We start from the raw sequence: 25,191 nt of genomic DNA, 5'->3' as shown, positions 1-25,191 counted from the left end.
ATGTCACAGCCTTCCCAATCCGCCACTCACCCCCAATACATCTGGTTCAACGGCAAACTGGTGTCCTGGCAGGATGCCCAGGTGCACGTGATGAGCCACGCCCTGCACTACGGTTCCTCGGTGTTCGAGGGGGTACGCGCCTACGATACCCCCAAAGGCACCTGCATCTTCCGTCTGCAGGAGCACACCCGCCGTCTGTTCGACTCCGCCAAGATCTACTGGATGGACGTCCCCTACAGCGAGTCCGACGTGAATGAAGCCTGCCGCACCGTGGTGCGCGAGAACGGCCTGAAGAGCGGCTACCTGCGCCCGCTGGCCTTTGTCGGCAACGTGGGGCTGGGGCTGCATCCGCCGCTGGATGCCAAGGCAGATCTGATGATCGCGGCTCTGCCGTGGGGCGCCTATCTGGGGGAAGAGGGGCTGAAAAATGGGGTGGATGTGTGCGTCACCTCATGGAACCGGCTCGCTCCCAACACCATTCCCACCGGCGCCAAGGCGGGCGGTAACTATTTGTCATCCCAGCTGATCAGCCGCGAAGCCAAGCGCAACGGCTTCGCCGAGGGGCTGGCGCTGGATGTGAACGGCTATCTGAGCGAAGGGGCGGGGGAGAACCTGTTTCTGGTGAAGAACGGCGTACTGTTCACCCCGCCTGCTACCGCCGCCATCCTGCCCGGCATCACCCGCGACACCATCATGACGCTGGCCCGTGATCTTGGTTACGAGGTGCGCGAGCAGGCACTGCCCCGTGAGGCGCTCTATGTGGCAGACGAGATCTTCATGACTGGCACGGCGGCCGAGGTGACCCCGGTGCGCTCCGTCGATCGGATGAAGGTGGGCGCTGGCAGCCGTGGCCCAGTGACCGAGCAGCTGCAAAACGCCTTCTTCGGCCTGTTCAGCGGCCAGACCGAGGACAAGTGGGGTTGGCTGACGCCCGTCAACGACTGATGAGAGAGGGGAGGCGCGGAGCCTCCCCGAGTCGCTTCCGGTGAGCGCTTCCCAGAGGAGCCTTCACCAGGATCGATTCCGATCCACTCGTATCATCACCGCATAACGCATCGAGCCCATATGGGCATTCAGGGAGTAGAGACATGCCGAAGTTGAGATCCGCCACCACCACCCACGGACGTAACATGGCCGGGGCCCGCGCCCTGTGGCGTGCCACCGGAATGACCGATCAGGATTTCGGCAAACCCATCATCGCCGTGGTCAACTCCTTTACCCAGTTCGTGCCGGGCCACGTCCATCTCAAGGACTTGGGGCAACTGGTGGCCCGCGAGATCGAAGCCGCCGGCGGCGTCGCCAAGGAGTTCAACACCATCGCCGTGGATGACGGCATCGCCATGGGCCACGGCGGCATGCTCTATTCTCTGCCATCGCGCGAGCTGATTGCAGACTCGGTGGAGTATATGGTCAACGCCCACTGCGCCGACGCCATGGTCTGTATCTCCAACTGCGACAAGATCACCCCGGGGATGCTGATGGCGGCTCTGCGCATCAATATCCCGGTCATTTTTGTCTCCGGCGGCCCGATGGAAGCGGGCAAGACCAAGCTCTCCGACCAGATCATCAAGCTGGATCTGGTGGATGCCATGATCCAGGGCGCCGATCCCAAGGTATCGGACGCCCAGAGCGAACAGGTGGAGCGCAGCGCCTGCCCCACCTGTGGCTCCTGCTCCGGCATGTTCACCGCCAACTCCATGAACTGTCTGACCGAGGCGCTCGGCCTTTCCCAGCCGGGCAATGGCTCCATGCTGGCGACCCACAGCGATCGCGAGCAGCTGTTCAAGCTGGCGGGCCAGCGTATCGTGACCCTGGCCAAGCGCTGGTATGAGCAGGATGACGAGACCGCCCTGCCGCGCAACATCGCCACCAAGGCGGCGTTCGAGAATGCCATGGCGCTGGATATCGCCATGGGCGGCTCCACCAATACCGTGCTGCACCTGCTGGCGGCGGCGCAGGAGGCGGGTGTCGACTTCACCATGGCCGATATCGACCGCATGTCCCGCAAGGTGCCGCAGCTCTGCAAGGTGGCGCCCTCCACCCAGAAGTACCATATGGAAGATGTGCACCGCGCCGGCGGTGTGGTCGCCATTCTGGGCCAGCTGGAAAAAGCGGGTCTGGTGCATGGGGATGCCCGTACCGTGCTGGGTTGCTCCCTCGTCGAGCAGCTCAATGAATATGATGTCAGCCGCCAGCCCAGTCAGGAGGTGGTGGACTTCTACCGCGCCGGGCCGGCCGGGATCCGCACCACTAGGGCGTTCAGTCAGGATTGCCGCTGGCCGGAGCTGGATCTGGACCGCGCCGAGGGCTGCATCCGCTCGCTGGACAACGCCTACAGCCAGGAGGGCGGCCTTGCCGTGCTTTCCGGCAACCTCGCGGTCAATGGCGCCATCGTCAAGACCGCCGGGGTAGATGAGGAGAACCTCACCTTCCGCGGTCCGGCCCGGGTATTCGAGAGCCAGGAGAGCGCGGTGAGCGGTATCCTCGACGGCACAGTGAAAGCGGGCGAGGTGGTGGTGATCCGCTACGAAGGGCCGAAAGGGGGCCCGGGCATGCAGGAGATGCTCTACCCCACCACCTATCTGAAATCTATGGGCCTCGGCAAGGCGTGCGCCCTGATCACCGACGGCCGCTTCTCCGGCGGTACCTCGGGCCTCTCCATCGGCCACGTCTCGCCGGAGGCCGCTTCCGGTGGCACCATAGGTCTGGTGGAGGATGGCGACATCATCAGCATCAACATCCCGGCCCGTAGCATGGTGCTGGAGGTGGCCGACAGCGTGCTGGCTGCCCGCCGTGTCGCCGTGGAAGCCCGTGGCTGGAAGCCGCTCGATCGTCAGCGTCAGGTCTCCTTTGCCCTGCGCGCCTATGCCATGTTCGCCACCAGCGCCGATAAAGGCGCGGTGCGCGATCGCTCGATGCTGGGGGAATAAATCATGGTCTCTGCGGCGGATTATCTACGCAAGGTACTGCTCTCCCCCGTCTACGAGGCGGCGCGGGTCACCCCCTTGCAAACCCTGAAGAAACTCTCCGAGCGGCTCGGCAACCACGTCAGCCTGAAGCGGGAGGATCTGCAACCGGTCCACTCCTTCAAGCTGCGCGGCGCCTACCACAAGATCGCTACCCTGACCGAGGAGCAGAAGGCGCGCGGCGTTATCGCCGCCTCTGCTGGCAACCACGCGCAGGGAGTCGCCCTGTCGGCCACCAAGCTCGGTATCAAGGCGATCATCGTGATGCCCAAGACCACGCCGGACATCAAGATCGACGCGGTGCGCCGTCAGGGCGGCAACGTCATGCTGTTTGGCAATAGCTTCGACGAGGCCTATGGCGAGAGTCGCCGCCTCGCCACGCTTGAGGGCTACACCCTGATCCCGCCGTTTGACGACGTTGAGGTGATCGCCGGGCAGGGCACCATCGGCAAGGAGCTGCTGGAGCAGGATACCCACCTCACTCACATCTTTGTGCCGGTGGGCGGTGGCGGGTTGGCCGCCGGGGTGGCGGTCTATATCAAGCAACTGCTGCCGGATGTGAAGGTGATCGGGGTGGAGGCGGAGGGGTCCGCCTGTCTCAAGGCTGCCATGGCGGCTGGCGAGCCGGTCAATCTGGAGCGAGTCTCGCTGTTTGCCGACGGGGTGGCGGTCAAGCGTATCGGCGAGGAGACCTTCCGCCTGTGCAACCAGTATCTGGACGAGGTAGTGACCGTCTCCAACGACCAGATCTGCGCCGCGCTGAAAGACATCTTCGACGACTGCCGCGCCATCGCCGAGCCGTCGGGTGCCCTGTCTCTGGCGGGCCTCAAGGCCTATAGCGAGCGGGAGCAGGTCAGGGGTGGCCGGATGGCGGCCATTCTCTCCGGTGCCAACGTCAACTTCCACAGCCTGCGCTACGTGTCGGAGCGCTGCGAGATTGGCGAGAAGCGCGAGGGCATGCTGGCGGTGACCATCCCCGAGCGCAAGGGGGCCTTCCTCGACTTCTGCCGTCAGCTTGGCCCCCGCATGGTGACCGAGTTCAACTACCGCTACGCCGATGCCGAGCAGGCCTCGCTGTTCGTCTCGGTGCGCCTCACCGGAGGTGATGACGAGTTGGGTCAGATCATCGATCAGCTCGGCGGGAACGGCTATCCGGTGGTCAACATGACCGAGAGCGAGCTGGCCAAGAATCACGTGCGTTACATGATTGGCGGCCGCCCGGCCCGGCCCCTCGGTGAACGGCTCTACAGCTTCAAGTTTCCGGAGCAGCCGGGCGCCCTGATGCGCTTCCTCGAGACCCTGGGCTGTCGCTGGAACATCAGCCTGTTCCACTACCGCAACCACGGTGCCGACTACGGCCGTGTGCTCTGCGCCTTCGAGCTGCCGGACGAGGACGTAGCCGCCTTCCACGACTACCTGCGCGAGATTGGCTACGGCTGGAAAGAGGTGAGCGACGACCCCGCCTACCGGCTGTTTCTGGCTAGTTGATGCTGCGATGAGGAGAGAGGGAGGCGTTGGCCTCCCTCTGTTTTTAGGCTGCAATTGGCCACTTCTGTCTGAGCCATTGAAATCCATGAGCCAGCACCATCAGTAGCAGGGTTCCGGGTAGTACCGTTTGCCACAGGAAGGCTGGCTCTTGTCCTGTCATCAGGATCAGCAAGGGATTGGCGCCCGCTGGAGGATGGAGGATATTCAGTCCCTGCATCAGGGCGATGGCCAGCCCGGTTGCCAGAGCCATCTGCACTTCAGCGGGGAGTGGAAGCAGGCCGATAACCAGTCCGACGCAGGCCGTCAGCAGGTGACCGCCCAGCACGTTTTTGGGGCGCGCCAGCGGACTATCTGGCAGGGAAAACAACAACACACAGCTGGCCCCGAAAGGTGCCATGACTAGCGCGACATGCCAGCTCAGATTGAGCCATCCCAATATGCCGATGGTGAGTGCGGCGCCCACACCTGCCCATAACGGGCCATACCATTTTGTCATCATGCTTTCCTCTTGGTTTGCCAGAACTGATTAGGCACATTAGGTAGACAGATCGGTGTACTTCAAGAGGCAAATCATGAGTGAGAAGCGTCAACAACTGGTGGCGACGGCCTACCGTCTGTTCAACCGTCATGGCTTTCATGCCACCGGCATAGATCGCATCTGGGCCGAGGCGGGGAGTACCAAGCGTACCCTCTATCGCCACTTCCCGACCAAGGATGCCTTGATTGAGGAGGTGCTGCTCGCTCGTGACCGGGAGTTCTTCGCCTTGCTTGACCAGCGGCTGGCCGATGTGAGCGGACGTGAAGCTCGCCTGCAGGCGCTGTTTGACGGTTTTGCAGAGTGGTTTGGCCGCTCTGATTTCTATGGCTGCAACTTTATCAACGCCAGCGCCGAGTTTGCCGACCCACGCCATCCGGTGCGCAAGCTGGTGATGGCCCACAAGCAGGCGTTATTGGGCTGGGTGATAAACCAGCTCAACTGTTCTCTGGCACAGGCTACCGAGCTTTGCCTGTTGCTGGAGGGGGCGATCGTGATGGCTCACAGCTATCAGCAGCCACTGGCGCTGGAGCAGGCCAGAATGCTGGCAAAGACCATTTTGACCGACGATACCGCGATAATGCAGGCCGCTTCACACTCCTGAGCTGCTGGTCATTTGAGGCTGCGTTCGGATGGGATACCCTGAATAGCGGAGAGGCCGCCTGACGGCTTCACACAGGGAAAGTGCGCACTCAGGCGCCCATAACGACTTATTGCAGAGGCGAAAATATGAATAAATCCATGCTTGCCGTATTGGTCAGTGGTTTGCTGGCGGCCGGAGCCGTGCAGGCCGCCGCTCAGGACAATACCTGGTATGTCGGTGGCAAGGCCGGTTGGTCCAATTACTATGGCGTTGACCACAACCAGTATGCCGAGTCGATTGCCCAGACGTTGGGTAATACCAGCGAGAACACGGATGATCTGGGTCTGGGCCTGTTCGCCGGTTACCAGCTCAACCCCAACCTGGGGTTCGAGCTGGGCTATGACTGGCTTGGCAAATACGACACCACTTCGGGTACTGGCGCCAATACCCTCAATACCGAAGCCAAAGGTCAGATGATTCAGGCCACCATGAAGATCAGCTTCCCGGCAACGAATGTGCTCGATCTTTATGGCCGACTGGGCGGTGCCTATGCCTGGACGGATAGCGAGATTAGCTTCGCCAATACCAGCGAGACCGGCAAGAAGCATGGCGCCGCCTTCGTTGGTGCGCTGGGTGCCGAATATGCCATCGATCGTGACTGGGCTGCCCGTCTGGAGTACCAGTACACCACGCCGCTGGGAGATGCCTCTCTCGATCGCTCCGGCATCGAGATGGATAACGGCCTGATTTCGTTCGGAATGCTCTATCGCTTCGGTCAGCAAGGTGGCGAGGTCGTAGCACCGGCGCCCGCTCCGGCCGCCGAACCGGCACCTGTAGCCGTGGTTGAGCCCAAGACCTTCAGTCTGAGTTCCGATGTGCTGTTCGAGTTCAACAAGGCGACCCTGAAGCCGGCAGCCAATCAGGCGCTCGATGCCCTGTTCAGCCAGATTGTGGCGGCCAATCCGAAAGATGGCGTCGCAACTGTCATCGGTTATACCGACCGCATCGGTTCCGACAACTACAACTTGGTCCTCTCCGAGAAGCGGGCCCAGAGCGTGGCCAGCTATCTGGTATCCAAAGGCTTGTATGCCGACAAGGTACGAGTCGAGGGGCGTGGCAAGGCCAATCCGGTTACTGGCAACAACTGCGCCAGCCGCTCCAAGCAGGAGCTGATTGCCTGTCTGGCACCGGATCGCCGAGTGGAAATTCATCTGGAAGGGGTTTCCCAGCCTGTCCAATAAGCAGTGCGACGGGAGCAATAAAGGTAAAAACGGGAGGCTTGGCCTCCCGTTTCTTATGGGGTGTTTACGATGTCGTGCCTCAGAGCCCGAACAGCGGGCGCAGGCGGATGCCGATCAGGCTGCCAGCGAGGGCCATCAGCATCCAGACCCAGCCATGCAGGCTGCCAGAGGCGGTGCCATCGAAGAAGCCGCCGAGGTTGCAGGCGGCGTACATGGCGCCCATCCCCATCAACAGGCCGCCGATGATGGAGGCCAGACTGTTGCCGATCCGCATCGGGGCGAAGGTGCCGCCACCGCTCAAACAGCGCGCCAGCATGGCCCCCAGAATACCGAGCCAGAACATGCCGACCATGGGGTTGATAAAGAGTGGCTGGGCCAGTTTCGGGTTCCCCTCGAACAGGCCGAACAGGGAGGCGCCGCGCAGCGCCATGTCATAGACGGCGCCGGTGATGGTCCAGGCCGAGCCATGCAGGGCGACGACAGTTGAGTTGAGTATGGCGATGATGATGCCGCCGGTCAGCACGGTGAAGCGGCCATCGCGCCAGAACAGATTGCCGCCGCTGAAGAGGGGCTTGAGTTCGCCGGTACGCTTGAGTTCGCTGTTGCGAAACAGCAGGAATAGCGCGGCGACCAGCGCCAGGTTGAGCAGCATGCCGCTCCAGATATTGCCGGTCAAATCCTTGGCCAGCACCACATGGCTGGAGAAGGTGGCCTCCAGTTCGGGGCGGAACTGGTTGCTGATAAGGGTGCCGATGCCGTAGCAGATCAGCACCAGCCAGAAGCGGGGTTGTCCCTCGCCGCAGCAATAAAGAGTGCCGGTGGCACAGACGCCTGCCAGCTGCATGCCGATGCCGAACAGGAAGGCACCGACGATGAAAGGAATGCCGATAGCCATCACGTTACCCACCATGGCATCGCCAAACAGGGCGTGGCTAAAAGAGAGGAAGGTGGTGAACAGCAGAATTTCGATGGCGATGGTGAGCAGGTGAACCCGCACATAGTAACTGTTGCGCTTGGTCAGCATTTCGCGCCAACCGAACACGATGCCGAAACGGCTAAAGGAGAGGGTGAAGCCGAATCCGATCAGGGCCATCAGAGCCCATTTCATACCAAAGGTGTTGCCAAGCCAGAGTAACGCTCCCCCCGCGATTGCCACGATGGGGAGCGACCATTTTCGATTCATGTCTGTTGATCCTTGCAGTTGGTTTTCAGAGGGGCGGATCCTATTCCCTCGTGGAGTCCAATGCTACCCATTTAGTCAATGCAGAGAAAAAGGGGGGCGCTGACTCCCGTCAGCGCCGGGGATCAATGGCGGGTGGTGTCGAGATGGAAGTGGTGAGTCTGCCAGGTCAGGATGCGGGCGTGCTGGGCGACCATGGTCGCCTCTTCGGCGGCGTGGCTGGCGCTCTGATTGACTTCGGCCGCCAACCGCGACATCTCGCCGACCTGATGGTGGATCCCTTGTATCAGCCGGGTCTCATCGCTCATCAACTGATCGACCTGAGCGATGCGCTGATTGATCTCCTCGCAGCTCTGCGCGATCCGGGCGACGCTCTGGCGCGCTGTCATCGTGTGAGTGACCGCCTGTTCGACCCGGGCCAGCTCGGTATCCATCTCGCTGGCGGCGCGCAGGCTGACATCCTGGATCTTGCCGATGATGGTGTTGATCTCGGTGGTGGCGCTGCCGGTGCGGGTCGCCAGCGAGCGTACTTCATCCGCCACCACGGCAAAACCGCGCCCCTTCAATGGCGGCGTTCAGCGCCAGCAGATTGGTTTGCTCCGCAATATCGTGAATGGCGCCCGCCAGCCCGGCAATCTGCTGCGAGAGGCCAGCCAGATCCGAAATGGTATGGGAGACCTGCTTCACGCCCGTGACTTGCTCCCCGATCACCTGTTCCACGGTGTGGATGGCGAGTGTCGCCTCTTGTGCCCGCTCTGCTGACTGCAGGGTTTGCTCCCCCACCTGATGCAGCTGGCTACCCGCCTGTTCAATGGAGTGGGTGAGCTGTTCGATGGCCTGTTCGATATGGTGGGCCGCTCCGACCTGTGCCTGACTGTCATCGGTGTGCCGTTGTGCCATGGCGGTCAGGCTGGTGGCGCGATCATCCTGCGTACTGGCGCTGCGTTGCAGCGATTCCACCAGGGTTGCCAGCTGGTCACGCATGGCCCCGATCTGGCGGATCAGCTCGCCGATGGCATCAAGGCCCGGCTCCGGCATGGGGCGGTTCAACTCCCCTTCGGCGATCGCGGCGGTGGCCTTGCCTGCGGCCAGCAGTCGCTGTTGGGTGGGGCGTCCCAGCCAGAAGATGAGCCCGGCCCCCAGTAGTGCAGCGCACAACAGCAGTCCGTAGCAGAGTCGGGTTGTGTTGGCGAGATGGGCCATCTGCTCGGCGGCATACTCGTTACCGCGGATGACGGTGGCGTCCACCCCTAGCCGGTGGGCGTTATAGAGGGTGTGCAGGCGCGCCGCAATCGCGCCCGCTTGCGCCAGATCCCCAGCCTTGATGGCGGGGACAAACTTGTCGTTGAGCAACTGCCAGAACAGCTCCCCCCGCACTTTTTGCTCCCCCAGCAGCAGCTCCCTGAGGGGCTCGTTCAGGTTGCTCTCTTGCCAGAAGCGGTTACGGCTCTCGAACTCTTGCTGCAGTCGAGTGAGGGTTTGCAGCAGGGCCTCCCGCTCCTCCGGTTTGGCATGGAGCAGGGTGTAGACCTGCAACTGGGATTCGATGAGGTAGAGAGGCGGCGGCAGAATATCGGCTACCACATCCTTCCCCTGTCCCATCTGATCGGCTGCGCTCCGGACCGAATAAAGCCCGAAAAAGCTGATGGAGATCAGCGTGATAATGACCATGATCCCCAGAACCTGACCAAAAAGCAGGGATCTGTCGTGAATGTGCTTGAGCATGTTGCCTCCATTCGGCTCCGTTCATGGATAGCATAGCTCTCTGGCGGGATAGTGAGACTCGGGTGTGGTCTGTTGATGGCGAGTCGGCTCTGGAGAAGGGGAGGTCGCAGTCAGAAGGCCGCTGGTGGCACGAAAAAGAACCCCGGCTGATGAGCCGGGGTCGCTGGTGGTGAGGCGGTGTCAGGCCCGGCTTGGCGCGGCTTTGCCGCTGCGCAGCCCATCCAGACTGAACAGCACCAGCGCGCTCCAGATGCAGGCAAAGGTGAGCAGTTTGTCCATCGCCAGCGCTTCCCCATAGAGGGTGACTGCGAGGATAAACATCAGGCTGGGGCCTATATACTGGAAGAAGCCCAGGGTGGAGAGCTTGAGCCGAGTCGCGGCGGCGGTGAAGCAGAGCAGGGGGGCCGTGGTGACGGCGCCTGCGGCGATCAGCAGCAGGTTGAGGTGCCAGTCGTTCTGGGTGAGATGGCTGGTGGGGCTGTCGGCAAAGCCCCACAGATAGATGGCTGCTGGCGGCAGCATGATCATGGTTTCGATCAGCAGACCGGTGAGAGCATCGAGGGCCAGTTTTTTGCGCACCAGTCCATAGATGGCGAAACTCGACGCCAGCACCAGCGCAATCCAGGGCAAGGAGCCAAAGGCGATAAGCTGGATGGCCACGCCGGCAAAGGCCAGCGCCACCGCCCACCACTGCAGGCGGCGCAGCTTCTCGCTCAGAAACACCATTCCCAACAGTACGTTGAACAGCGGGTTGATGTAGTAGCCGAGGCTGGCATCCAGCATATGGCCGTTGTTGATGGCCCAGATGAACAGCAGCCAGTTGCCGCCGACGGTGACCGAGGTAAACGCCAGGGTGAGCAACACTTTTGGCTGGCACAGCACCGCCTGCACCTTGTGCCACTGGCGCCCTGCCTGGGTGAGTACCATCAGCAGCACGCAGGACCAGATCATCCGGTGGGTCAGGATTTCGGCGGCCGGAACGGCAGAGATGGTCTTGAAATAGATGGGGGCTATGCCCCAAAGGGTATAGGCGCACAGGGCGTAGATGACGCCCTGACGCTGGATCTGTTGCGGCATGCGGATGACCTTTACTGAAGCGTTGGATGCGGGAAAACATCGCAAAAAATCAGTGTAGCGATCCTTTTGCGGGGAAAGAAGCGAATAAACGAAGTTTGAGGGATAGGAGGAGGGTGGCTGGCCGGTCAGCCTTTACCGCGGCGGATCTTGTCGACGTCCATCAACAGCCACAACATCAGGGCGATGGCGGAGATCCAGGGGCCCCAGGTCACGTAGGCCTCGCCGTGCCCCAGCACGAAGAACAGCAGGGGCAAACCGATCACCAGAAAAAGTACGCTTCCCAGAAAAAATAGCATTTTTGTCTTTATATTTAACATGTTGGCTTTTTTATCATTATAAGGATTGAGCCCGGTGATGGAAGGCCAAAAATGCAAAAGGGGGATTTCTCCCCCTTTTTGATCCGATAGTGCTGCTTTGTCGTGTTATTCCAGCTGAATCCAGGTGCTTTTCAGCTCGGTGTACTTCTCCAGCGCATGAAGTGACTTGTCGCGACCGTTGCCGGACTGTTTGAAGCCGCCAAACGGCATGGTCATGTCACCACCGTCCCAGTTGTTGACGAACACGGTACCGGCGCGCAGGGCGCGCGAGCCTTTCACCGCCTTGTTGAGATCCGCCGTCCAGATCGCCGCCGCCAGCCCATAGTCGGTGTCGTTGCCCAGCGCAATGGCTTCTTCCAGGGTATCGAAGCCGGTCACCGCCAGCACAGGGCCGAAGATCTCCTCGCGGAAGATGCGCATCTGCGGGGTCACGTCGTCGAAAATGGTGGGTTCGATATAGAAGCCGCCACTCTCCATATTGGTGCGGTTGCCGCCCAGCAGCAGCTTGGCCCCCTCCTGCTTGCCAATCTCGATATAGCGCAGCACCTGCTCCATCTGGATGTGATCCACCATGGCGCCGATACGGGTCGCAGGGTCGAGCGGGTTGGCCGAGATCCACTCGCGGGCATGGGCCAGCAGTCGCTCCATAAATTGCGGTTTGATGCTGTTTTGCACCAGCAGGCGGGAGGCGGCGGTGCACACCTCGCCCTGGTTGTAGAAGATGGCGCCAGCGGCGCTCTTGGCCGCTGCGTCCAGATCCGGCGCATCCGCCAGTATGATGTTGGGGCTCTTGCCGCCGCACTCCATAAAGGCGCGCTTGAGGTTGGACTTGCCGGAGCACTCCACCAGATGTTTACCGATCCTGGTGGAGCCGGTGAAGGTGATGCAGTCCACATCCATATGCATGGCCAGCGCCTCGCCCACGGTATGACCAAAGCCCGGCAGCACGTTGAACACGCCGTCCGGAATACCTGCCTCCTTGGCCAGACCTGCGATACGCAGGGCCGTCAGTGGAGATTTCTCGGAAGGCTTGAGAATAACCGAGTTGCCGGTAGCGAGCGCCGGGCCCAGCTTCCAGCAGGCCATCACCAGCGGGAAGTTCCACGGCACTATGGCTGCAACCACTCCGAGCGCTTCGCGGGTCACCAGTGCCAGGGCGGACTCCTCGACCGGGGCGACTTGATCGTAGATCTTGTCGATCGCTTCGGCGTTCCAGGCGATGCAGTTGGCGGCGGCGGGGGCATCATAGCCCATGGCATCGCCGATGGGTTTGCCCATATCCAGCGACTCCAGCAGCGCCAGCTCAACCTTGTTGAGGCGCATCAGCTCGGCGAAGCGCTGCATGATCTGTTTGCGCTGTTTCGGCGGCAGGCCGCTCCAACGCTTGTCGTTGAAGGCGTCACGCGCAGCCTGTACCGCCAGTTCGGCATCGGCGGAATCGCAGGCCGCTACTTTGGTCAGCAGCTTGCCGTTGGCCGGGTTGATGCAATCGAAGGTGGCGCCATTGACGGCATCCCGATAGCTGCCGTTGATAAAGGCTTGCGAGGGCAGGGTCAGATGGGCGGCCTTGTGTTGCCACTGGGCCAGGGTCAGGTCACTCATGTTCACTCCTTGAACCGGCAAAAGTCAGTTTCCGCGTATCAATATGCTAAACATCCAGCCGCTTGTAAATCCATCTTGTAACAATTCATTAAACATTGCGCCCCTGCCGATGCGCGTCTGAATGTCAGAAACTGGCGGGGGTGTTGGCCGAAATCAGCACGCATTCCTGCTCGCCGCTATTGCGAAAACGGTGGGGGGTGCGGCTGTCGAAGTAGTAGCCATCCCCGGCGCCCAGCAGGTAGATCTGCTCGCCCACGGTCACTTCAACCTCGCCCTTGATGACGATGCCGCACTCTTCACCCTCGTGGCTCAGCATGTCGTCGCCGGTGTCGGCGCCAGGTGGCAGCACCTCCTGCAACATGCCGATGGCGCGGTTGGCTCGGCTGTGCCCGACCAGCCGGTAGCTGATGGGATGCGTGCCGAGATCCGGCATATCGGCGGCGCGGAAGATCACTTCGGTGCCCATTTCAGTCTCTTCGGTGAAGAAGCTGGCCAGCGACATGGGGATGCCTTCCAGCACCTTGCGCAGGGAGGCGACAGAGGGGCTCACCTGATTTTTCTCGATCTGGGAGATAAATCCGTTGGTCACACCGGAGCGCTTGGCCAGCTCGCGCTGGGAGAGGGCCGCCTTGGTGCGAACCGCCTTGAGGCGGTGACCGATATCCATCTATATACACTCCTTGACTGTTTACTATTATTAAAATTGTGTTAAATATCTTATACCACCCTGCTGATGCGTCTAGCTAGGGGTGGCACCAGACAGGGCGATAACGGGCCCTTTTTTATGGATTCAGGTGTTTAATTTAATAGGCATTGGCCGACAGTTGCTAAACACCTTAAGGATGAGGTGACCATGAAACCGATCAGCGACATCAATACGCCCTCCGACATGTCCGCCTTCTGGATGCCGTTCACCGCCAACCAGCAGTTCAAGGCGGCGCCGCGCATCCTGAAGTCGGCAGAGGGGATGTATTATCACTCAGAGGATGGCCGCAAGATACTGGATGGCACAGCCGGACTCTGGTGTTGCAACGCGGGCCATGGTCGGCGCGAGATTGCCGAGGCGGTCTCCCAGCAGATTTCCCATCTCGATTTCGCCCCCACTTTCCAGATGGGCCACCCCCTGCCGTTCGAGCTGGCCAACAAGCTGGTGGAGATCGCCCCCAAGGGGTTCGGTCACGTCTTCTATACCAACTCCGGCTCCGAGTCGGTCGATACCGCGCTGAAAATCGCGCTGGCCTGGCAGCGGGCTCGCGGTCAGGGCACCCGCACCCGGCTGATTGGCCGCGAGCGTGGCTATCACGGGGTAGGCTTTGGCGGCATCTCGGTGGGGGGCATTCCCGGCAACCGCAAGTGGTTCGGCTCCCTGCTGACCGGGGTGGATCATCTGCCTCATACCCTCAACATCGCCAAGAACGCCTTCACCAAAGGGCTGCCCGAGGAGGATGTGGCGCTGGCCGACGAGCTGGAGAAGATCGTCTTCCTGCACGATGCCAGCAATATCGCGGCGGTGATCGTCGAGCCCATCGCTGGCAGTACCGGCGTGCTGATGCCGCCCAAAGGCTACCTCAAGCGGCTGCGGGAGATCTGCACCAAACACGGCATCCTGCTGATTTTTGACGAGGTGATCACCGGTTTCGGCCGCCTCGGTTCCCCCTTCGCCGCGCAGGAGTTCGATGTCATTCCCGACATGATCACCTGCGCCAAGGGGCTGACCAACGGCGCCATCCCCATGGGGGCGGTGCTGGTGCAGAAGCACATTTATGACGACATGATGGCGGCAGGAAAGGGGGCTATCGAGCTGTTCCACGGCTACACCTATTCTGGTCATCCGGTGGCTGCGGCTGCGGGGCTCGCGACCCTCGAGATCTATCGCAACGAGAACCTGCTCAGCCGCGCCGCCGATCTGGCAGGCTACTGGGAGGAGGCGGCCCATTCGCTGAAGGGCTGCAAGCACGTGAAGGACGTGCGCAACTACGGCCTGGTGGCGGGCATCGAGCTCGAATCCATGCCCGATGCGCCGGGCAAGCGGGCCTACGAGGTGTTCGTGCGCTGTTTCGAGAAGGGGGCGCTTATCCGGGTGACCGGCGACATCATCGCCCTGTCGCCTCCCCTCATCATCGAGCGCAGCCAGATCGACGATCTCTTCACCCTGCTGCAGGATGCCCTGCAGGTACAACCTTAACCCATTTGATGGCCCCGCACTGGCGGGGCCTTGCGTTGATTTGCTCAGCGCATTTACTGCATCAGTTATCACGGAGGATACATGACATACAGGGTCAGCAACTTCATCAATGGCCAGCCGCAGGAGAGTCGCAGCGAGCGCCAGGGGGCCATCTTCAACCCAGCCTGCGGCAAGCAACAGGGGAGCGTGGGGCTGTCGAGCGCCGCCGAGTGTCAGGAGGCGATCGCCATCGCCGAGCGCGCCTTTGCCGACTGGTCGCAAACCCCGCCGCTGGTGCGGGCCCGGGTCTTTTTCCGCTTCAAGGAGTTGATGGAGCAGCACAGGGACGAGCTGGCCCAGCTCATCAGCCGCGAGCATGGCAAAGTCTTCTCCGATGCGCAGGGTGAGCTGACCCGCGGGCTGGAGGTGGTGGAGTTTGCCTGCGGCATTCCCCATCTGCTCAAGGGGGAGCACTCTCTCAACGTCGGCCGCGGTGTGGACAGCTACTCCATGATGCAGCCGGTGGGGGTCTGCGCTGGTATCACGCCGTTCAACTTCCCGGCCATGGTGCCGCTCTGGATGTTCCCGGTCGCCATCGCCTGCGGCAACACCTTCATTCTCAAGCCCTCCGAGAAGGATCCCTCTCTCTCGCTGCGGATGGCCGAGCTGCTCAAGGAGGCCGGTCTGCCGGATGGCGTGCTCAACGTGGTGAACGGTGACAAGGAGGTGGTGGATGTGTTGCTGACCGATCCGCGGGTCGGTGCCGTGTCGTTTGTCGGCTCGACCCCCATTGCCCAGTACATCTATGCCACCGCCTCGGCCCATGGCAAGCGAGTGCAGGCGCTGGGCGGTGCCAAGAACCATATGGTGGTGATGCCGGATGCGGATCTCGATCAGGCGGTCTCTGCCTTGATGGGGGCCGCTTATGGGGCAGCGGGCGAGCGCTGCATGGCCATTTCGGTGGCCGTGGTGGTGGGTGACGAGACCGCCGATGCCCTGGTGGCCAAGCTGACGCCGTTGGTGGAAAAACTGCGGGTGGGCCCGGGGTTGGGCCAGAGCCCGGAAAACGAGATGGGGCCGCTCATCAGCAAAGAACATCTGGCCAAGGTGCGCGGCTACGTGGATCAGGGGGTGACCGAGGGGGCCACGCTGCGGGTCGATGGTCGCACGCTGAGCCACGATGAGGGTTACTTTATCGGGGGCTGCCTGTTTGACGAGGTGACCCCCGAGATGCGCATCTACCGCGAGGAGATCTTTGGCCCTGTGCTCTCCATCGTGCGGGTGCCGGATTACGAGACGGCGCTGCGCCTCATCAACGAGCACGAGTACGGCAACGGCACCGCCATCTTTACCTGTGACGGCGACACTGCGCGGGACTTCACGGCGCGGGTGCAGGTCGGTATGGTAGGGGTGAACGTTCCCATTCCGGTGCCGATGGCGTTTCACAGCTTTGGCGGCTGGAAGCGCTCCATCTTCGGGCCGCTCAACATGCACGGGCCGGACGGGGTTCGCTTCTATACCCGGATGAAGACGGTGACGGCGCGCTGGCCCCAGAGCCTGCGCAGTGGTGCCGAGTTCTCCATGCCGACCATGAAGTGACGTGCTGGCGCGTGTTCATGGCCTAACCTCTTGCCCCCGCCGGTCAATGATTGGCGGGGGCGAACTCTGTAAAGGAACAACAGATGCGATTGGGAATTCTCGATTGTGACCGGCTCGATCCCGATCTGGCGGATCGTTTTGGCCCCGTTTACTCCGAGATGTTTATCAGGGGCTTTGCGGCCCTGGCCCCCGAACTGGAATTTCGGGTCTGGTCGGCTCTCGATGGGGAGCTGCCGGAGGATCTGCACGAGTGCGATGCCTGGCTTATCACAGGTTCGCGCCACGACGCTTACAGCGATATCCCCTGGATTCAGGCACTGCGGGCGTGGATCCGTCAGGCGCACGATGCCGACGTCAAGCTGGCCGGTGTCTGCTTCGGTCATCAGGTGATCGCCCAAGCGCTCGGTGGAGAGGTGGTGAAGTCCACCAAGGGATGGGGGCTGGGAGTGTCGGTGCATCCCATGCTGGCAGATGAGCCCTGGATGGCGCCAGCGCGGGATCAGATCCGCATTCTGGCCAGCCATCAGGATCAGGTGGCCCTGCTGCCGCCCGGAGCAACCCGACTGGCGGGCAACGATTTTTGTCCCAACTTTATGTTCCTGCAGGGGAACAACATAGTGGCCATTCAGGGACATCCGGAATTTTCGGTGGAGTACAACCGGGCGCTGATCGAGCGACGCCGCGGCCTGTTGCCCGACGAGCGCTACCAGAGCAGCCTCTCCTCGCTGGAGGGGGAGGTGGATTCGGCGACCATGATGCAGTGGCTGCTGCAGTTTCTGGGGATCCTGCCGCTGCGGGCTGGCGCGGCCTGAACCCGGTTTGTCAGCCACCCCTTCGGATGCTAGATTTTGTAGCAAAATGAAGGATCAAGCGCTGAGATGTCGGGATCGGATGGTACACTGGCCGCCCATGTGGCGGCCTGTTTGTCTGGCTTGATTGCCGTCCCGGCCTGAGCCAAACCTGTCTGAGCCAAACCAGTGTGAGAGTGTGACGCCTTGAAACTACAGCAATTGAAGTATTTGATCGCGATCCGGGACCACAACCTCAATGTGTCCGTGGCTTCCGATGCGCTCTTCACCAGTCAGCCGGGGGTCAGCAAACAGATTGGCCTGCTGGAGAGCGAGCTGGGGGTGCGGATCTTCGAGCGCCGTGGCAAGCATTTGCACCGCATCACGCCGGTGGGGGAGGAGATCATCAAGTGTGCCGAGGCGATGCTCAACATCGAGAGCAAGATCAAGGCGATCTCCCGCGAGTATCTGGATCCGACCGTGGGAACCCTCAATATTCACACCACCCACACCATCGCCCGCTACCTGCTGCCCAAGTCGGTCACCTACTTCACCAAGAAGTATCCCAAGATCTCGTTCCACCTCCATCCGGTGATGTCGGCGAGCAAGGAGCAGATCAGCAAGGGTTATTCCGATTTCTCCATCGTTGCCCACGAGATTGGCTTCGACAAGGAGCTGATTGCGCTGCCCGCCTACCTCTGGACTCTCTCGCTGGTGGTGCCGCAGGATCATCCCCTGGCCAAGGTGAAGAAGCCGACCCTGGAGCAGCTCTGCCACTACCCGATCCTCAGCTACGAGAGCGGCGCCACCGGTCGTCAGGTACAGGACGAGGTGTTTCAAGCGGCAGGTCTCACCCCAAGCTACTACATGACGGTGATGGATGCCGGGGTGATCAAGCGCTACGTGGAGCTGGGCTTTGGCATCGGCATCATCTCCTCGCTGGTGGCCAACGACACCGACAGCTCCGGGCTGGTCTCCATCAATCTGGAGCACCTGTTCAAGCCCTGTCCGGCGCAGATCTGTTTCAGTAAGAGCATCTTGCTGCAGAACTACATGTATGACTTTATCAGCTCCTTCTCGCCCCACCTTACCAAAGAGGTGATCCAGAGTGTGATGCAGCAGCCGAGTCAGGCGCGCATCGACGAGCTGCTGGCCGGGGTGGAGCTGCCCATCTATTGATCCCGATCGGATTCCCGATCGCTGCCGGTTGTCTCTTCTGTCAGGCTGGGCTCTACTCGGGGTTCAGCCTGTCTCTTTTGGGCTATCTCCATCGTCCGAGGTCTCTATGTCCCGCATTCTGCTGCTTGCCAATCTCAACTGTGATCATGTGCTCTCCCTCTCCGAACCGCTGGTGGCGGGGGCCCGGCTGCAATATGTGGATCAGGGGCGCAGGCTGGGAGGCGGCGCGGCCAACACCGGCATCGGGCTGGTGTGGGCGGGCCACGAGGTGACCATTGCTTCCCGTATCGGGCTGGACGAGACCGGCGACTGGCTGCTGGAGCAGGCGGCCGGTTACGGGCTGGATTGCAGCCATGTGGAGCGCTTTGGCGGCGAGACCGGCGAGCTGCTGATCCTGGTGGACTCCACTGGCGAGCGCACCATACTGCGCCGCCCACGGCGCCCCGATCTGCCCGGCGATCTGCCGCTGGAGGGGGTGGATTGCCTCTATGTGAACTATCCCGGCACCACCATCATCAGCTACATGCGCCAGATGCTCGGCAAGAGCTTCGTGGTGGCCCAGTATCCCAAAGGCGGCCAAGCGCGCCGCCCCTGTCATGTGCTGGTGGCCTCCCGCTCCGATCTCGGTGAGGTGAGCGACCCCTGGCAACATGCCCGCCAGCTGGCGGGGGAGCAGCTCGAATGGCTGGTGCTGACCGAAGGCAAGGCGGGGGCGGTAGCCATCCATGGTGACGAGCAGATCCGGGTCGCCGCCCGGCCCGTCTCGGTGGTCGATACCACGGGGGCGGGTGATGCCTTCGCCGGTGGCTTGATCCACGGTCTGGCGCGGGGCATGGCCATCAAGGATGCGTTGCAGTGCGCGGTGGACTGGGGCGCATTTGCTGTCGCCTCCGAGAGCTCCATCCCCTCGGTTGCCCTGAAAAACTGGCTGAAACAACCCCACTGAACCACCTCCTTGACTGTCGATTGAGGGGCGGTTTGCGGGCCATCTGGCTGCTGGTCGAAGGGGCTTGGTGAGGGGGATGGTTCGGGAGATTTACCCGCCATAAAGCGGGCAAACGCCGGGCTAACCCGGCAAGTTTGCGATCAATCAAAGAAAGTGTCGATTTATGTGCATCTTCATCGACACCCGGTTGTGCTGCTCTTAACCTGTCACTCCGCAACTCAGATTAAGAGACAGGCCCTCCTCTGGCGAACCAATGGGCAAACAGAGGCAAACCGGTTGTCTCCTGCCTCTTAGCTCAACGTTGTCGTCCTGATTCCTGGCTTGTAGTAAGAGGCAAGTGCGACCATGCAACTGACACGATTTACCGACTACGCCCTGCGTACCCTGACCTTCCTGGCGGTTCAGCCGGGGGATCGTCTGTCGACCATTACCGAAGTGGCCGATACCTTCGGCATCTCTCGCAACCACGTGGTCAAAATTGTGCACCAGCTTGGCATCAAGGGGTACATTGAGACGGTACGCGGCAAGCACGGTGGCATCCGCCTCGGTCGCTCGGCGGTCTCCATCAATTTGCGGGATGTGGTGATGGACATGGAGCATGTGCTCTGTCCGGTCGACTGCAAGCGCGAAAACTGCCGTCTCTCAGGTGGCTGCCGCATTCAGGGCATTCTGCGCCGCGCCATGAACGCCTTCCTCGAAGTGCTGGGTGAGTACACTCTGGCTGATGCGGTGCGCGATCCTAACCGTCTCTGCCACCTGCTGGGTATCGAGCAAGAGACTATTGTGACCATGGCCTGATGGGGCGCGGAATATTGAACAAGATGTGAAAGGGGCCTGATGGCCCCTTTTGCTTTTGTACGCGGGTGGTTTTTAGCGACTGCCTGGCTGGCGGATCAGAGTGATGGCGCCGTGCAGACAGGCGAGGCCGCAGGCACCGCAGCCATTGCAGGCATCCATATTGACGTTGATGCCGTCGGCCGTGGCCTTGATCGCCTGTTGTGGGCAGGCATCTTCACAGAGCAGGCAGTAGAAGCCCTGCCGTGCCTGACAGCTTTCTTCAATCTGCACCCGGGTCTGCACCTGCCGACCCAGTTGCAGGTCGAGGGCGCCGGTGGGACAGGCTCTGGCGCAGCTGCCGCAGTAGCTGCACTGGCCGCAGGCGAGATCGAGCACCGGGGTACCGGCGATGGGGCTCCCCTCGTACTCCTCCTGGGTGGCCGGTTTGAGCAGACCACGCGGGCAGGCCTTGAAACACTCGCCACAGCGGGTGCAGAGGGAGAGGTACTGGGACTCCTCGATGGCCCACGGCGGGCGCGCTTCATGGCAAACCACGGCGGGCTTGCGGGAAGCTTGCCAACCTTGTGTCAGCCAACGGAGGAAATAGTGAGTCATGCTCGCCCCTGATACCTATTAGGGGTTAATTTTATCGAAGTTTCGGGAAGCAGGCCAGAGAATAGCGGCCGTCAGGATCGCAAGCGCAGTTGCCCTTGTGTAAGCTAGGCGGGTCTTATTACGTGGTTGAATGAAAACATATGTGGCTATTTCTCTGGCGTGCGTCCCTGCTCTATGTCTTTCCCCTGCTGATGTGGGCCTACTGCCGCATCAAGGATATCGAGTTCGCCGAGCTTGATACCGGCGTCAACACCCACAAGTGGGTGGTGCTGGCCGCCTACCTTATCTACGTGGTGCTCTGGATCCTGGTTAACCGCTATCTCGAACTCTTCCTGCGTCAGCGGAGCCGCAAATGATCGACCCCGGGCTCTGGGGGATCTTGCTGCCTGCCGCCGTGCTGGCCCTCGGACTGGGCTGGCTGATCGGGCGGCGGGCCGCCACGGCGCAGGCTCAGGAGCTGATGCTGGCGCAGGAGCGTTATCAGGTGCTGCAGGATCGCTTCGACGAGTTGCAGGATGAGCGGATGCAGGGCCAGCAGAAGCTGGATCAGCAGCAGACCCTGCTGATCAAGCTCACCGCCCGCCTCAAGGATGCGGAAGCGACCCTGCGCAGCGAACGGTTGGCCGCCGCCGAGAAGCTGCAACTGCAACAGGAGGCGGAGCAGCGCCTCAGTCAGCAGTTCGAGAATCTCGCCAACCGGATCTTCGAGCAAAACTCCGGCAACTTCCGCGAACTGAACCAGAATAGCCTCGATCTGCTGCTCACACCGCTCAAAGAGCAGCTCGAGGGCTTTCGTCGTCAGGTGGGGGAGACCCACGCCCAGGAGACGGCCCAGCGCCACAGCCTCAAGTTCGAGCTGGAGCGCCTCGCCGAGCTCAATGCCCGCATGACCGAAGAGGCGGCCGCCCTGACCCGCGCCCTCAAGGGCGACAGCAAGCAGCAGGGCAACTGGGGTGAAGTGGTGTTGGCGCGGATCCTCAGCGAATGCGGCTTGCGCGAGGGCCACGAGTACCACACCCAGGTCAATATCGAGGTGGAGAAGGGCAAGCGCTACCAGCCCGACGTGATTGTCCACCTGCCGCAGGAGAAGGACATCATCATCGACGCTAAGGTGTCGCTGACCGCCTACGAGCGCTGGTATAACGCCGATGACGAGCTGGAGAAGGCGGTGGCGCTCAAGGAGCACGTCGCCTCGGTGCGCAACCATATCCGCGAGCTGGGCCGCAAGGATTACCAGCAGTTGCCCGGGGTGCGCACCCTCGACTATGTGCTGATGTTCGTGGCGGTGGAGCCCGCCTTCCTCACCGCGATGGAGGCCGATCCTTCGCTGGTACGTTACGGTCTCGACAACAACATCCTGCTGGTGAGCCCCACCAACCTGATGGTGGCGCTGCGCACCATCGAGAACCTGTGGCGCTACGAGCGGCAGAACCAGAATGCCCGCCAGATTGCCGAGCGGGCCGGTCGTCTCTACGAAAAGCTGCGGCTGTTTGTCGAGGAGATGCAGCAGATGGGCGGCAGCCTGCACAAGGCGCAGGAGAGCTACGACAAGGCAATGGGACGGCTGGTCAACGGCCGTGGCAACCTGATTGCGCAGGTCGAGCGTTTCCGCGAGCTGGGGGTGGAGGTGACCAAGAGCCTGCCCGAGCCGCTGGTGGAACGGGCGCTGGAGCGTGACAAGGAGCTGGAGTAGTTTTTACCTGCACCGTCATCAGCCAAGGCCCAAACCCGGTTTGGGCCTTTTGCTATCTGCCTGCTTGCCCAGTGCTTACCCATCATCTGAAATCCGCAAAGCAAACGGCCCACCGAAGTGGGCCGTTTTTATTTGCAGTGCCGGTGTGGATCAGCGGCTGGCTGCGCGGGCGCTCAGTTCGGCCTTCTCGCTATCGCTCAGGAAGGCCAGGGTCAGGCCATTCTGCTGGGCGGTGCGGATCTCGCTGGCGGTCATGCCGGCGGCCGGAGCGGCCACCTCATATTCGTGCGGCAGGTCGATCCCTTCCACCGCCGGGTCATCGGTGTTGAGGCAGGCCAGCACACCGGCAGCCAGGAACTGGCGGATCGGGTGCTCGGTCAGGCTCGCTACCGTGGTGGTCTGGACGTTGGAGGTGAGGCAGGATTCGATGCCGATGCGGTGCTCGGCCAGATAGGCCATCAGGGCCGGATCCTGAATCGCTTTGACGCCGTGGCCGATACGCTCGGCGCCCAGCTCGCGAATGGCCTGCCACATGCTCTCGGGGCCAGCGGCTTCACCGGCGTGTACGGTGACGCGCATGCCTGCATCGCGCACCTTGCGGAAGTGGTCGACAAAGAGTTCGCCCGGGAAGCCCAGCTCGTCACCGGCCAGATCGATGGCGACCAGCTTGTCGCGGTGAGCCAAGCAGGCGGCCAGCTCCTGATTGCACTGCTCGGTGCCGAAGGTGCGGCTCATGATGCCGATCAGGTTGGTCTTGATACCGAAATCGCGGCTGCCAGCGGCCACGCCGTCGATGATGGCTTCCACCACGCCCTGCGGGTGCAGCTTGTGGGCCATGGCCATATAGGCCGGGCTGAAGCGTAGCTCGGCATAGTCGATACCGGCGCGCAGCAGATCTTCCACGTTCTCGTAGGCAACCCGGCGGCAGGCGTCATAGTCAGCCAGCACGGCCACACCCCAGTCCAGTTTCTTCAGGAAGGCAACCAGACTCGGCTCGTTTTCGACGATCTGTACGTGGGGGCGCAGCGCTTCCAGTTCGAAGGCGGGCAGCTGGATATTGTGTTGGCGACCCAGCTCGAGGATGGTTTGCGGGCGGATGTTGCCGTCCAGATGGCGGTGCAGGTCGGTCAGGGGGAGAGATCTGTCAATCATGGGGGCGCCCTCGTCGAGTCAGGTTTGAAAGCCTGCCATTCTAGGCGGGGCTTTCAAAAAAGATACCCCGTTTATGGTTAAACGGGGTTCTGGCAGGCGGTGATTTGTCAGGGCGTGATGGGAATCGTTTTTCCCCGGGACTCAGGAGAGATCGAGCTCCTTCAGCTTGCGGGTGAGGGTGTTGCGACCCCAGCCAAGCAGGCGCGCCGCCTCCTGCTTGTGGCCGTGGGTGTGTTCCAGCGCCGTCTCCAGCATGATCCGTTCGAACTGGGGCATGGCATCGGCCAGGATGTCGGTTTCTCCCAGCGCCAACTTGCTGGCCACCCACTCCTGCAACTGCTGCTGCCAGCAACCTGGCAACGCCGGTTGACCCGGTTCGGCGTTGTGGGTGATGGGGGTGAGCAGCTCGGCAGGCAGGTCGCCGACCAGCACTTCCTGACCGGATGCCATCACGGTGAGCCAGCGACAGACGTTCTCCAGCTGGCGCACGTTGCCCGGCCATGGCAGGCGGCTGATATAGGCCTGGGTATCGGGGTGCAGGCTCTTGGCCTCCACATTCAGCTCTTTGGCGGCGCGCAGCAGGAAGTGACGGGCCAGCTGGGGGATATCCTCACGGCGCTCCTTGAGGGCGGGGATGTGGATGCGGATGACGTTGAGACGGTGGAACAGGTCTTCCCGAAACTCGCCATCGGCGACCCGCTTCTCCAGATTTTGGTGGGTGGCGGCGATGATCCGTACATCCACCTGCACCGGCTGGTGGCCACCGACCCGGTAGAACTGGCCATCGGCCAAGACCCGCAGCAGCCGGGTCTGCACATCCAGCGGCATGTCACCGATCTCGTCGAGAAACAGGGTGCCGCCGTCGGCCTGCTCGAAGCGGCCGTGGCGGATGTTGTTGGCGCCGGTGAAAGCCCCCTTCTCGTGACCGAACAGTTCCGATTCGATGAGATCTTTGGGGATAGCCGCCATGTTGAGGGCGATGAAGTTCTTGTGGGCGCGCGGGCTGTGCTTGTGCAGGGCGTGGGCGACCAGCTCCTTGCCGGTACCGCTCTGACCGTTGATCAGCACCGAGATGCTGGAGCGTGACAGGCGACCGATGGCACGGAACACCTCCTGCATCGCCGGTGCTTCACCGATGATCTCCGGAGTGGCGGTGGCTTCTTGCTGGCGAGACTTGCGCTTGGTGCGCTGCTCCTTGAGATGATTCTCAGCGCGGCGCACCAGGGTCACCGCTTCGTCGATGTCGAACGGTTTGGGCAGGTACTCGAAGGCGCCGCGCTGGTAGGCGTTGACCGCGCTGTCGAGATCCGAGTGGGCGGTCATGATGATGATGGGCAGATCGGCCTGACGGCGGTGGATCTGCTCCAGCAGGCTCAAACCATCGATGCCGGGCATCCGGATATCGGAGAGGATCACATCGGGCGAGCGCAGCTCAAGGGCGTGCAGCAGGGCTTCGCCATCGGCAAAGCTCTCGCAGTTGAAGCCTTCGCTGCCGAGAGTGCGCTCCAGCACCCAGCGGATAGAACTGTCGTCATCGACGATCCACACTTTGGCGGTCATGGGG

Annotated in this window: 22 protein-coding genes and 1 pseudogene; 13 read left to right on the top strand and 10 right to left on the bottom strand. The window is 61.8% G+C overall.

The annotated features are described in order from the left end of the window. The 3 genes from ACB035_RS12465 to ilvA all read left to right on the top strand — a co-directional run bounded on the left by ACB035_RS12465 (position 1) and on the right by ilvA (position 4,454). On the top strand, positions 1 to 945 hold the full coding sequence (locus tag ACB035_RS12465; RefSeq protein ID WP_371167384.1) for a branched-chain amino acid transaminase: 945 nt from the start codon (positions 1 to 3) through the stop codon (positions 943 to 945). Between the two features lie 143 nt (positions 946 to 1,088). Then, positions 1,089 to 2,930, top strand: coding sequence for a dihydroxy-acid dehydratase (gene ilvD / locus ACB035_RS12460; RefSeq protein WP_371167383.1), 1,842 nt, complete (start codon positions 1,089 to 1,091; stop codon positions 2,928 to 2,930). A 3-nt stretch (positions 2,931 to 2,933) separates the two neighbouring features. After that, complete coding sequence (ilvA, locus tag ACB035_RS12455; protein WP_371167382.1) at positions 2,934 to 4,454, top strand: threonine ammonia-lyase, biosynthetic; 1,521 nt, start codon at positions 2,934 to 2,936, stop codon at positions 4,452 to 4,454. Positions 4,455 to 4,497: 43 nt separating this feature from the next. Here the strand turns inward: ilvA and ACB035_RS12450 are convergent, their stop codons facing one another. Then, the gene (locus ACB035_RS12450; protein ID WP_076492734.1) at positions 4,498 to 4,950 is read right to left on the bottom strand and encodes an HPP family protein; all 453 of its coding nucleotides are present in this window, start codon (positions 4,948 to 4,950) and stop codon (positions 4,498 to 4,500) included. A gap of 76 nt (positions 4,951 to 5,026) precedes the next feature. Here ACB035_RS12450 and ACB035_RS12445 point away from each other — a divergent pair, with 76 nt between their 5' ends. Together ACB035_RS12445 and ompA are read left to right on the top strand one after the other, a co-directional pair. Beyond that, positions 5,027 to 5,593 (top strand): TetR/AcrR family transcriptional regulator, encoded by a 567-nt coding sequence (locus tag ACB035_RS12445; RefSeq protein WP_005339629.1) that lies wholly within the window; start codon positions 5,027 to 5,029, stop codon positions 5,591 to 5,593. Between the two features lie 125 nt (positions 5,594 to 5,718). After that, the gene (gene ompA, locus ACB035_RS12440) at positions 5,719 to 6,813 is read left to right on the top strand and encodes a porin OmpA (RefSeq protein ID WP_371167381.1); all 1,095 of its coding nucleotides are present in this window, start codon (positions 5,719 to 5,721) and stop codon (positions 6,811 to 6,813) included. A gap of 79 nt (positions 6,814 to 6,892) precedes the next feature. On the opposite strand, the gene ACB035_RS12435 is transcribed toward ompA, so the two are convergent. The 6 genes and pseudogenes from ACB035_RS12435 to ACB035_RS12410 all read right to left on the bottom strand — a co-directional run bounded on the left by ACB035_RS12435 (position 6,893) and on the right by ACB035_RS12410 (position 13,381). After that, complete coding sequence (locus tag ACB035_RS12435) at positions 6,893 to 7,996, bottom strand: YeeE/YedE thiosulfate transporter family protein (protein WP_371167380.1); 1,104 nt, start codon at positions 7,994 to 7,996, stop codon at positions 6,893 to 6,895. A gap of 122 nt (positions 7,997 to 8,118) precedes the next feature. Beyond that, positions 8,119 to 8,893, bottom strand: a pseudogene (locus ACB035_RS12430) (methyl-accepting chemotaxis protein). A gap of 1,005 nt (positions 8,894 to 9,898) precedes the next feature. Beyond that, entirely contained in the window at positions 9,899 to 10,795 is an 897-nt protein-coding gene (gene rarD / locus ACB035_RS12425; protein WP_371167379.1) for an EamA family transporter RarD, read from the bottom strand. A 125-nt stretch (positions 10,796 to 10,920) separates the two neighbouring features. Then, complete coding sequence (locus tag ACB035_RS12420; protein WP_005341999.1) at positions 10,921 to 11,091, bottom strand: hypothetical protein; 171 nt, start codon at positions 11,089 to 11,091, stop codon at positions 10,921 to 10,923. 126 nt (positions 11,092 to 11,217) lie between these two features. Beyond that, on the bottom strand, positions 11,218 to 12,714 hold the full coding sequence (locus tag ACB035_RS12415; protein WP_257691071.1) for an aldehyde dehydrogenase: 1,497 nt from the start codon (positions 12,712 to 12,714) through the stop codon (positions 11,218 to 11,220). 124 nt (positions 12,715 to 12,838) lie between these two features. After that, on the bottom strand, positions 12,839 to 13,381 hold the full coding sequence (locus tag ACB035_RS12410) for a cupin domain-containing protein (RefSeq protein ID WP_005339643.1): 543 nt from the start codon (positions 13,379 to 13,381) through the stop codon (positions 12,839 to 12,841). Between the two features lie 186 nt (positions 13,382 to 13,567). Here ACB035_RS12410 and ACB035_RS12405 point away from each other — a divergent pair, with 186 nt between their 5' ends. The 6 genes from ACB035_RS12405 (at position 13,568) to ACB035_RS12380 (ending at position 20,188) form a co-directional block, all read left to right on the top strand. Further along, the gene (locus tag ACB035_RS12405) at positions 13,568 to 14,899 is read left to right on the top strand and encodes an aspartate aminotransferase family protein (RefSeq protein WP_064338975.1); all 1,332 of its coding nucleotides are present in this window, start codon (positions 13,568 to 13,570) and stop codon (positions 14,897 to 14,899) included. 81 nt (positions 14,900 to 14,980) lie between these two features. Then, entirely contained in the window at positions 14,981 to 16,477 is a 1,497-nt protein-coding gene (locus tag ACB035_RS12400) for a CoA-acylating methylmalonate-semialdehyde dehydrogenase (RefSeq protein WP_150390113.1), read from the top strand. Between the two features lie 83 nt (positions 16,478 to 16,560). Then, positions 16,561 to 17,289 carry a glutamine amidotransferase gene (locus ACB035_RS12395; RefSeq protein ID WP_069527013.1) on the top strand — a complete coding sequence of 243 codons (729 nt, stop codon included), beginning with the start codon at positions 16,561 to 16,563 and terminating at the stop codon, positions 17,287 to 17,289. 183 nt (positions 17,290 to 17,472) lie between these two features. Next, on the top strand, positions 17,473 to 18,444 hold the full coding sequence (locus tag ACB035_RS12390) for a LysR substrate-binding domain-containing protein (RefSeq protein WP_236374852.1): 972 nt from the start codon (positions 17,473 to 17,475) through the stop codon (positions 18,442 to 18,444). A gap of 106 nt (positions 18,445 to 18,550) precedes the next feature. Continuing rightward, positions 18,551 to 19,390, top strand: a complete 840-nt coding sequence (locus tag ACB035_RS12385; protein WP_167573513.1) for a PfkB family carbohydrate kinase — start codon at positions 18,551 to 18,553, stop codon at positions 19,388 to 19,390. Between the two features lie 345 nt (positions 19,391 to 19,735). Further along, positions 19,736 to 20,188 carry an Rrf2 family transcriptional regulator gene (locus tag ACB035_RS12380; RefSeq protein WP_005339654.1) on the top strand — a complete coding sequence of 151 codons (453 nt, stop codon included), beginning with the start codon at positions 19,736 to 19,738 and terminating at the stop codon, positions 20,186 to 20,188. A gap of 72 nt (positions 20,189 to 20,260) precedes the next feature. Here the strand turns inward: ACB035_RS12380 and ACB035_RS12375 are convergent, their stop codons facing one another. Beyond that, positions 20,261 to 20,782, bottom strand: coding sequence for a ferredoxin-type protein NapF (locus ACB035_RS12375; protein WP_005339657.1), 522 nt, complete (start codon positions 20,780 to 20,782; stop codon positions 20,261 to 20,263). Between the two features lie 140 nt (positions 20,783 to 20,922). Between ACB035_RS12375 and ACB035_RS12370 the strand changes: the two genes are divergently transcribed. Further along, on the top strand, positions 20,923 to 21,138 hold the full coding sequence (locus tag ACB035_RS12370; RefSeq protein WP_005339659.1) for a hypothetical protein: 216 nt from the start codon (positions 20,923 to 20,925) through the stop codon (positions 21,136 to 21,138). Then, entirely contained in the window at positions 21,135 to 22,475 is a 1,341-nt protein-coding gene (rmuC, locus tag ACB035_RS12365; RefSeq protein WP_257700250.1) for a DNA recombination protein RmuC, read from the top strand. The genes ACB035_RS12370 and rmuC overlap by 4 nt, the downstream gene beginning before the upstream one ends. A 150-nt stretch (positions 22,476 to 22,625) precedes the next feature. On the opposite strand, the gene add is transcribed toward rmuC, so the two are convergent. Together add and glnG are read right to left on the bottom strand one after the other, a co-directional pair. Further along, on the bottom strand, positions 22,626 to 23,627 hold the full coding sequence (gene add, locus ACB035_RS12360) for an adenosine deaminase (protein ID WP_075116081.1): 1,002 nt from the start codon (positions 23,625 to 23,627) through the stop codon (positions 22,626 to 22,628). A gap of 141 nt (positions 23,628 to 23,768) precedes the next feature. Further along, positions 23,769 to 25,187, bottom strand: coding sequence for a nitrogen regulation protein NR(I) (gene glnG / locus ACB035_RS12355; RefSeq protein WP_005339666.1), 1,419 nt, complete (start codon positions 25,185 to 25,187; stop codon positions 23,769 to 23,771). Positions 25,188 to 25,191: the final 4 nt, after the last annotated feature.

The sequence above is a fragment of the Aeromonas sp. S12(2024) genome, assembly GCF_041402305.1.
In the GTDB taxonomy this organism is placed as follows: Bacteria; Pseudomonadota; Gammaproteobacteria; order Enterobacterales; family Aeromonadaceae; genus Aeromonas; species Aeromonas veronii.
The sequence above is the reverse complement of the archived record's forward strand: the minus strand, read 5'-3'. Positions and strand labels throughout refer to the sequence as shown.

Excerpts from the sequence above, each read along its gene's own strand:
- ACB035_RS12450 (WP_076492734.1), bottom strand. The coding sequence starts at position 4,950 with ATGACAAAATGGTATGGCCCGTTATGGGCAGGTGTGGGCGCCGCACTC.
- rarD (WP_371167379.1), bottom strand. The coding sequence starts at position 10,795 with ATGCCGCAACAGATCCAGCGTCAGGGCGTCATCTACGCCCTGTGCGCC.
- ilvD (WP_371167383.1), top strand. The coding sequence starts at position 1,089 with ATGCCGAAGTTGAGATCCGCCACCACCACCCACGGACGTAACATGGCC.
- ACB035_RS12435 (WP_371167380.1), bottom strand. The coding sequence starts at position 7,996 with ATGAATCGAAAATGGTCGCTCCCCATCGTGGCAATCGCGGGGGGAGCG.
- rmuC (WP_257700250.1), top strand. The coding sequence starts at position 21,135 with ATGATCGACCCCGGGCTCTGGGGGATCTTGCTGCCTGCCGCCGTGCTG.
- ACB035_RS12400 (WP_150390113.1), top strand. The coding sequence starts at position 14,981 with ATGACATACAGGGTCAGCAACTTCATCAATGGCCAGCCGCAGGAGAGT.
- ACB035_RS12415 (WP_257691071.1), bottom strand. The coding sequence starts at position 12,714 with ATGAGTGACCTGACCCTGGCCCAGTGGCAACACAAGGCCGCCCATCTG.
- ACB035_RS12395 (WP_069527013.1), top strand. The coding sequence starts at position 16,561 with ATGCGATTGGGAATTCTCGATTGTGACCGGCTCGATCCCGATCTGGCG.
- ACB035_RS12385 (WP_167573513.1), top strand. The coding sequence starts at position 18,551 with ATGTCCCGCATTCTGCTGCTTGCCAATCTCAACTGTGATCATGTGCTC.
- ACB035_RS12420 (WP_005341999.1), bottom strand. The coding sequence starts at position 11,091 with ATGCTATTTTTTCTGGGAAGCGTACTTTTTCTGGTGATCGGTTTGCCC.
- ACB035_RS12465 (WP_371167384.1), top strand. The coding sequence starts at position 1 with ATGTCACAGCCTTCCCAATCCGCCACTCACCCCCAATACATCTGGTTC.
- ACB035_RS12405 (WP_064338975.1), top strand. The coding sequence starts at position 13,568 with ATGAAACCGATCAGCGACATCAATACGCCCTCCGACATGTCCGCCTTC.
- ACB035_RS12380 (WP_005339654.1), top strand. The coding sequence starts at position 19,736 with ATGCAACTGACACGATTTACCGACTACGCCCTGCGTACCCTGACCTTC.
- ilvA (WP_371167382.1), top strand. The coding sequence starts at position 2,934 with ATGGTCTCTGCGGCGGATTATCTACGCAAGGTACTGCTCTCCCCCGTC.
- ACB035_RS12410 (WP_005339643.1), bottom strand. The coding sequence starts at position 13,381 with ATGGATATCGGTCACCGCCTCAAGGCGGTTCGCACCAAGGCGGCCCTC.
- add (WP_075116081.1), bottom strand. The coding sequence starts at position 23,627 with ATGATTGACAGATCTCTCCCCCTGACCGACCTGCACCGCCATCTGGAC.
- ACB035_RS12445 (WP_005339629.1), top strand. The coding sequence starts at position 5,027 with ATGAGTGAGAAGCGTCAACAACTGGTGGCGACGGCCTACCGTCTGTTC.
- glnG (WP_005339666.1), bottom strand. The coding sequence starts at position 25,187 with ATGACCGCCAAAGTGTGGATCGTCGATGACGACAGTTCTATCCGCTGG.
- ACB035_RS12375 (WP_005339657.1), bottom strand. The coding sequence starts at position 20,782 with ATGACTCACTATTTCCTCCGTTGGCTGACACAAGGTTGGCAAGCTTCC.
- ompA (WP_371167381.1), top strand. The coding sequence starts at position 5,719 with ATGAATAAATCCATGCTTGCCGTATTGGTCAGTGGTTTGCTGGCGGCC.
- ACB035_RS12370 (WP_005339659.1), top strand. The coding sequence starts at position 20,923 with ATGTGGCTATTTCTCTGGCGTGCGTCCCTGCTCTATGTCTTTCCCCTG.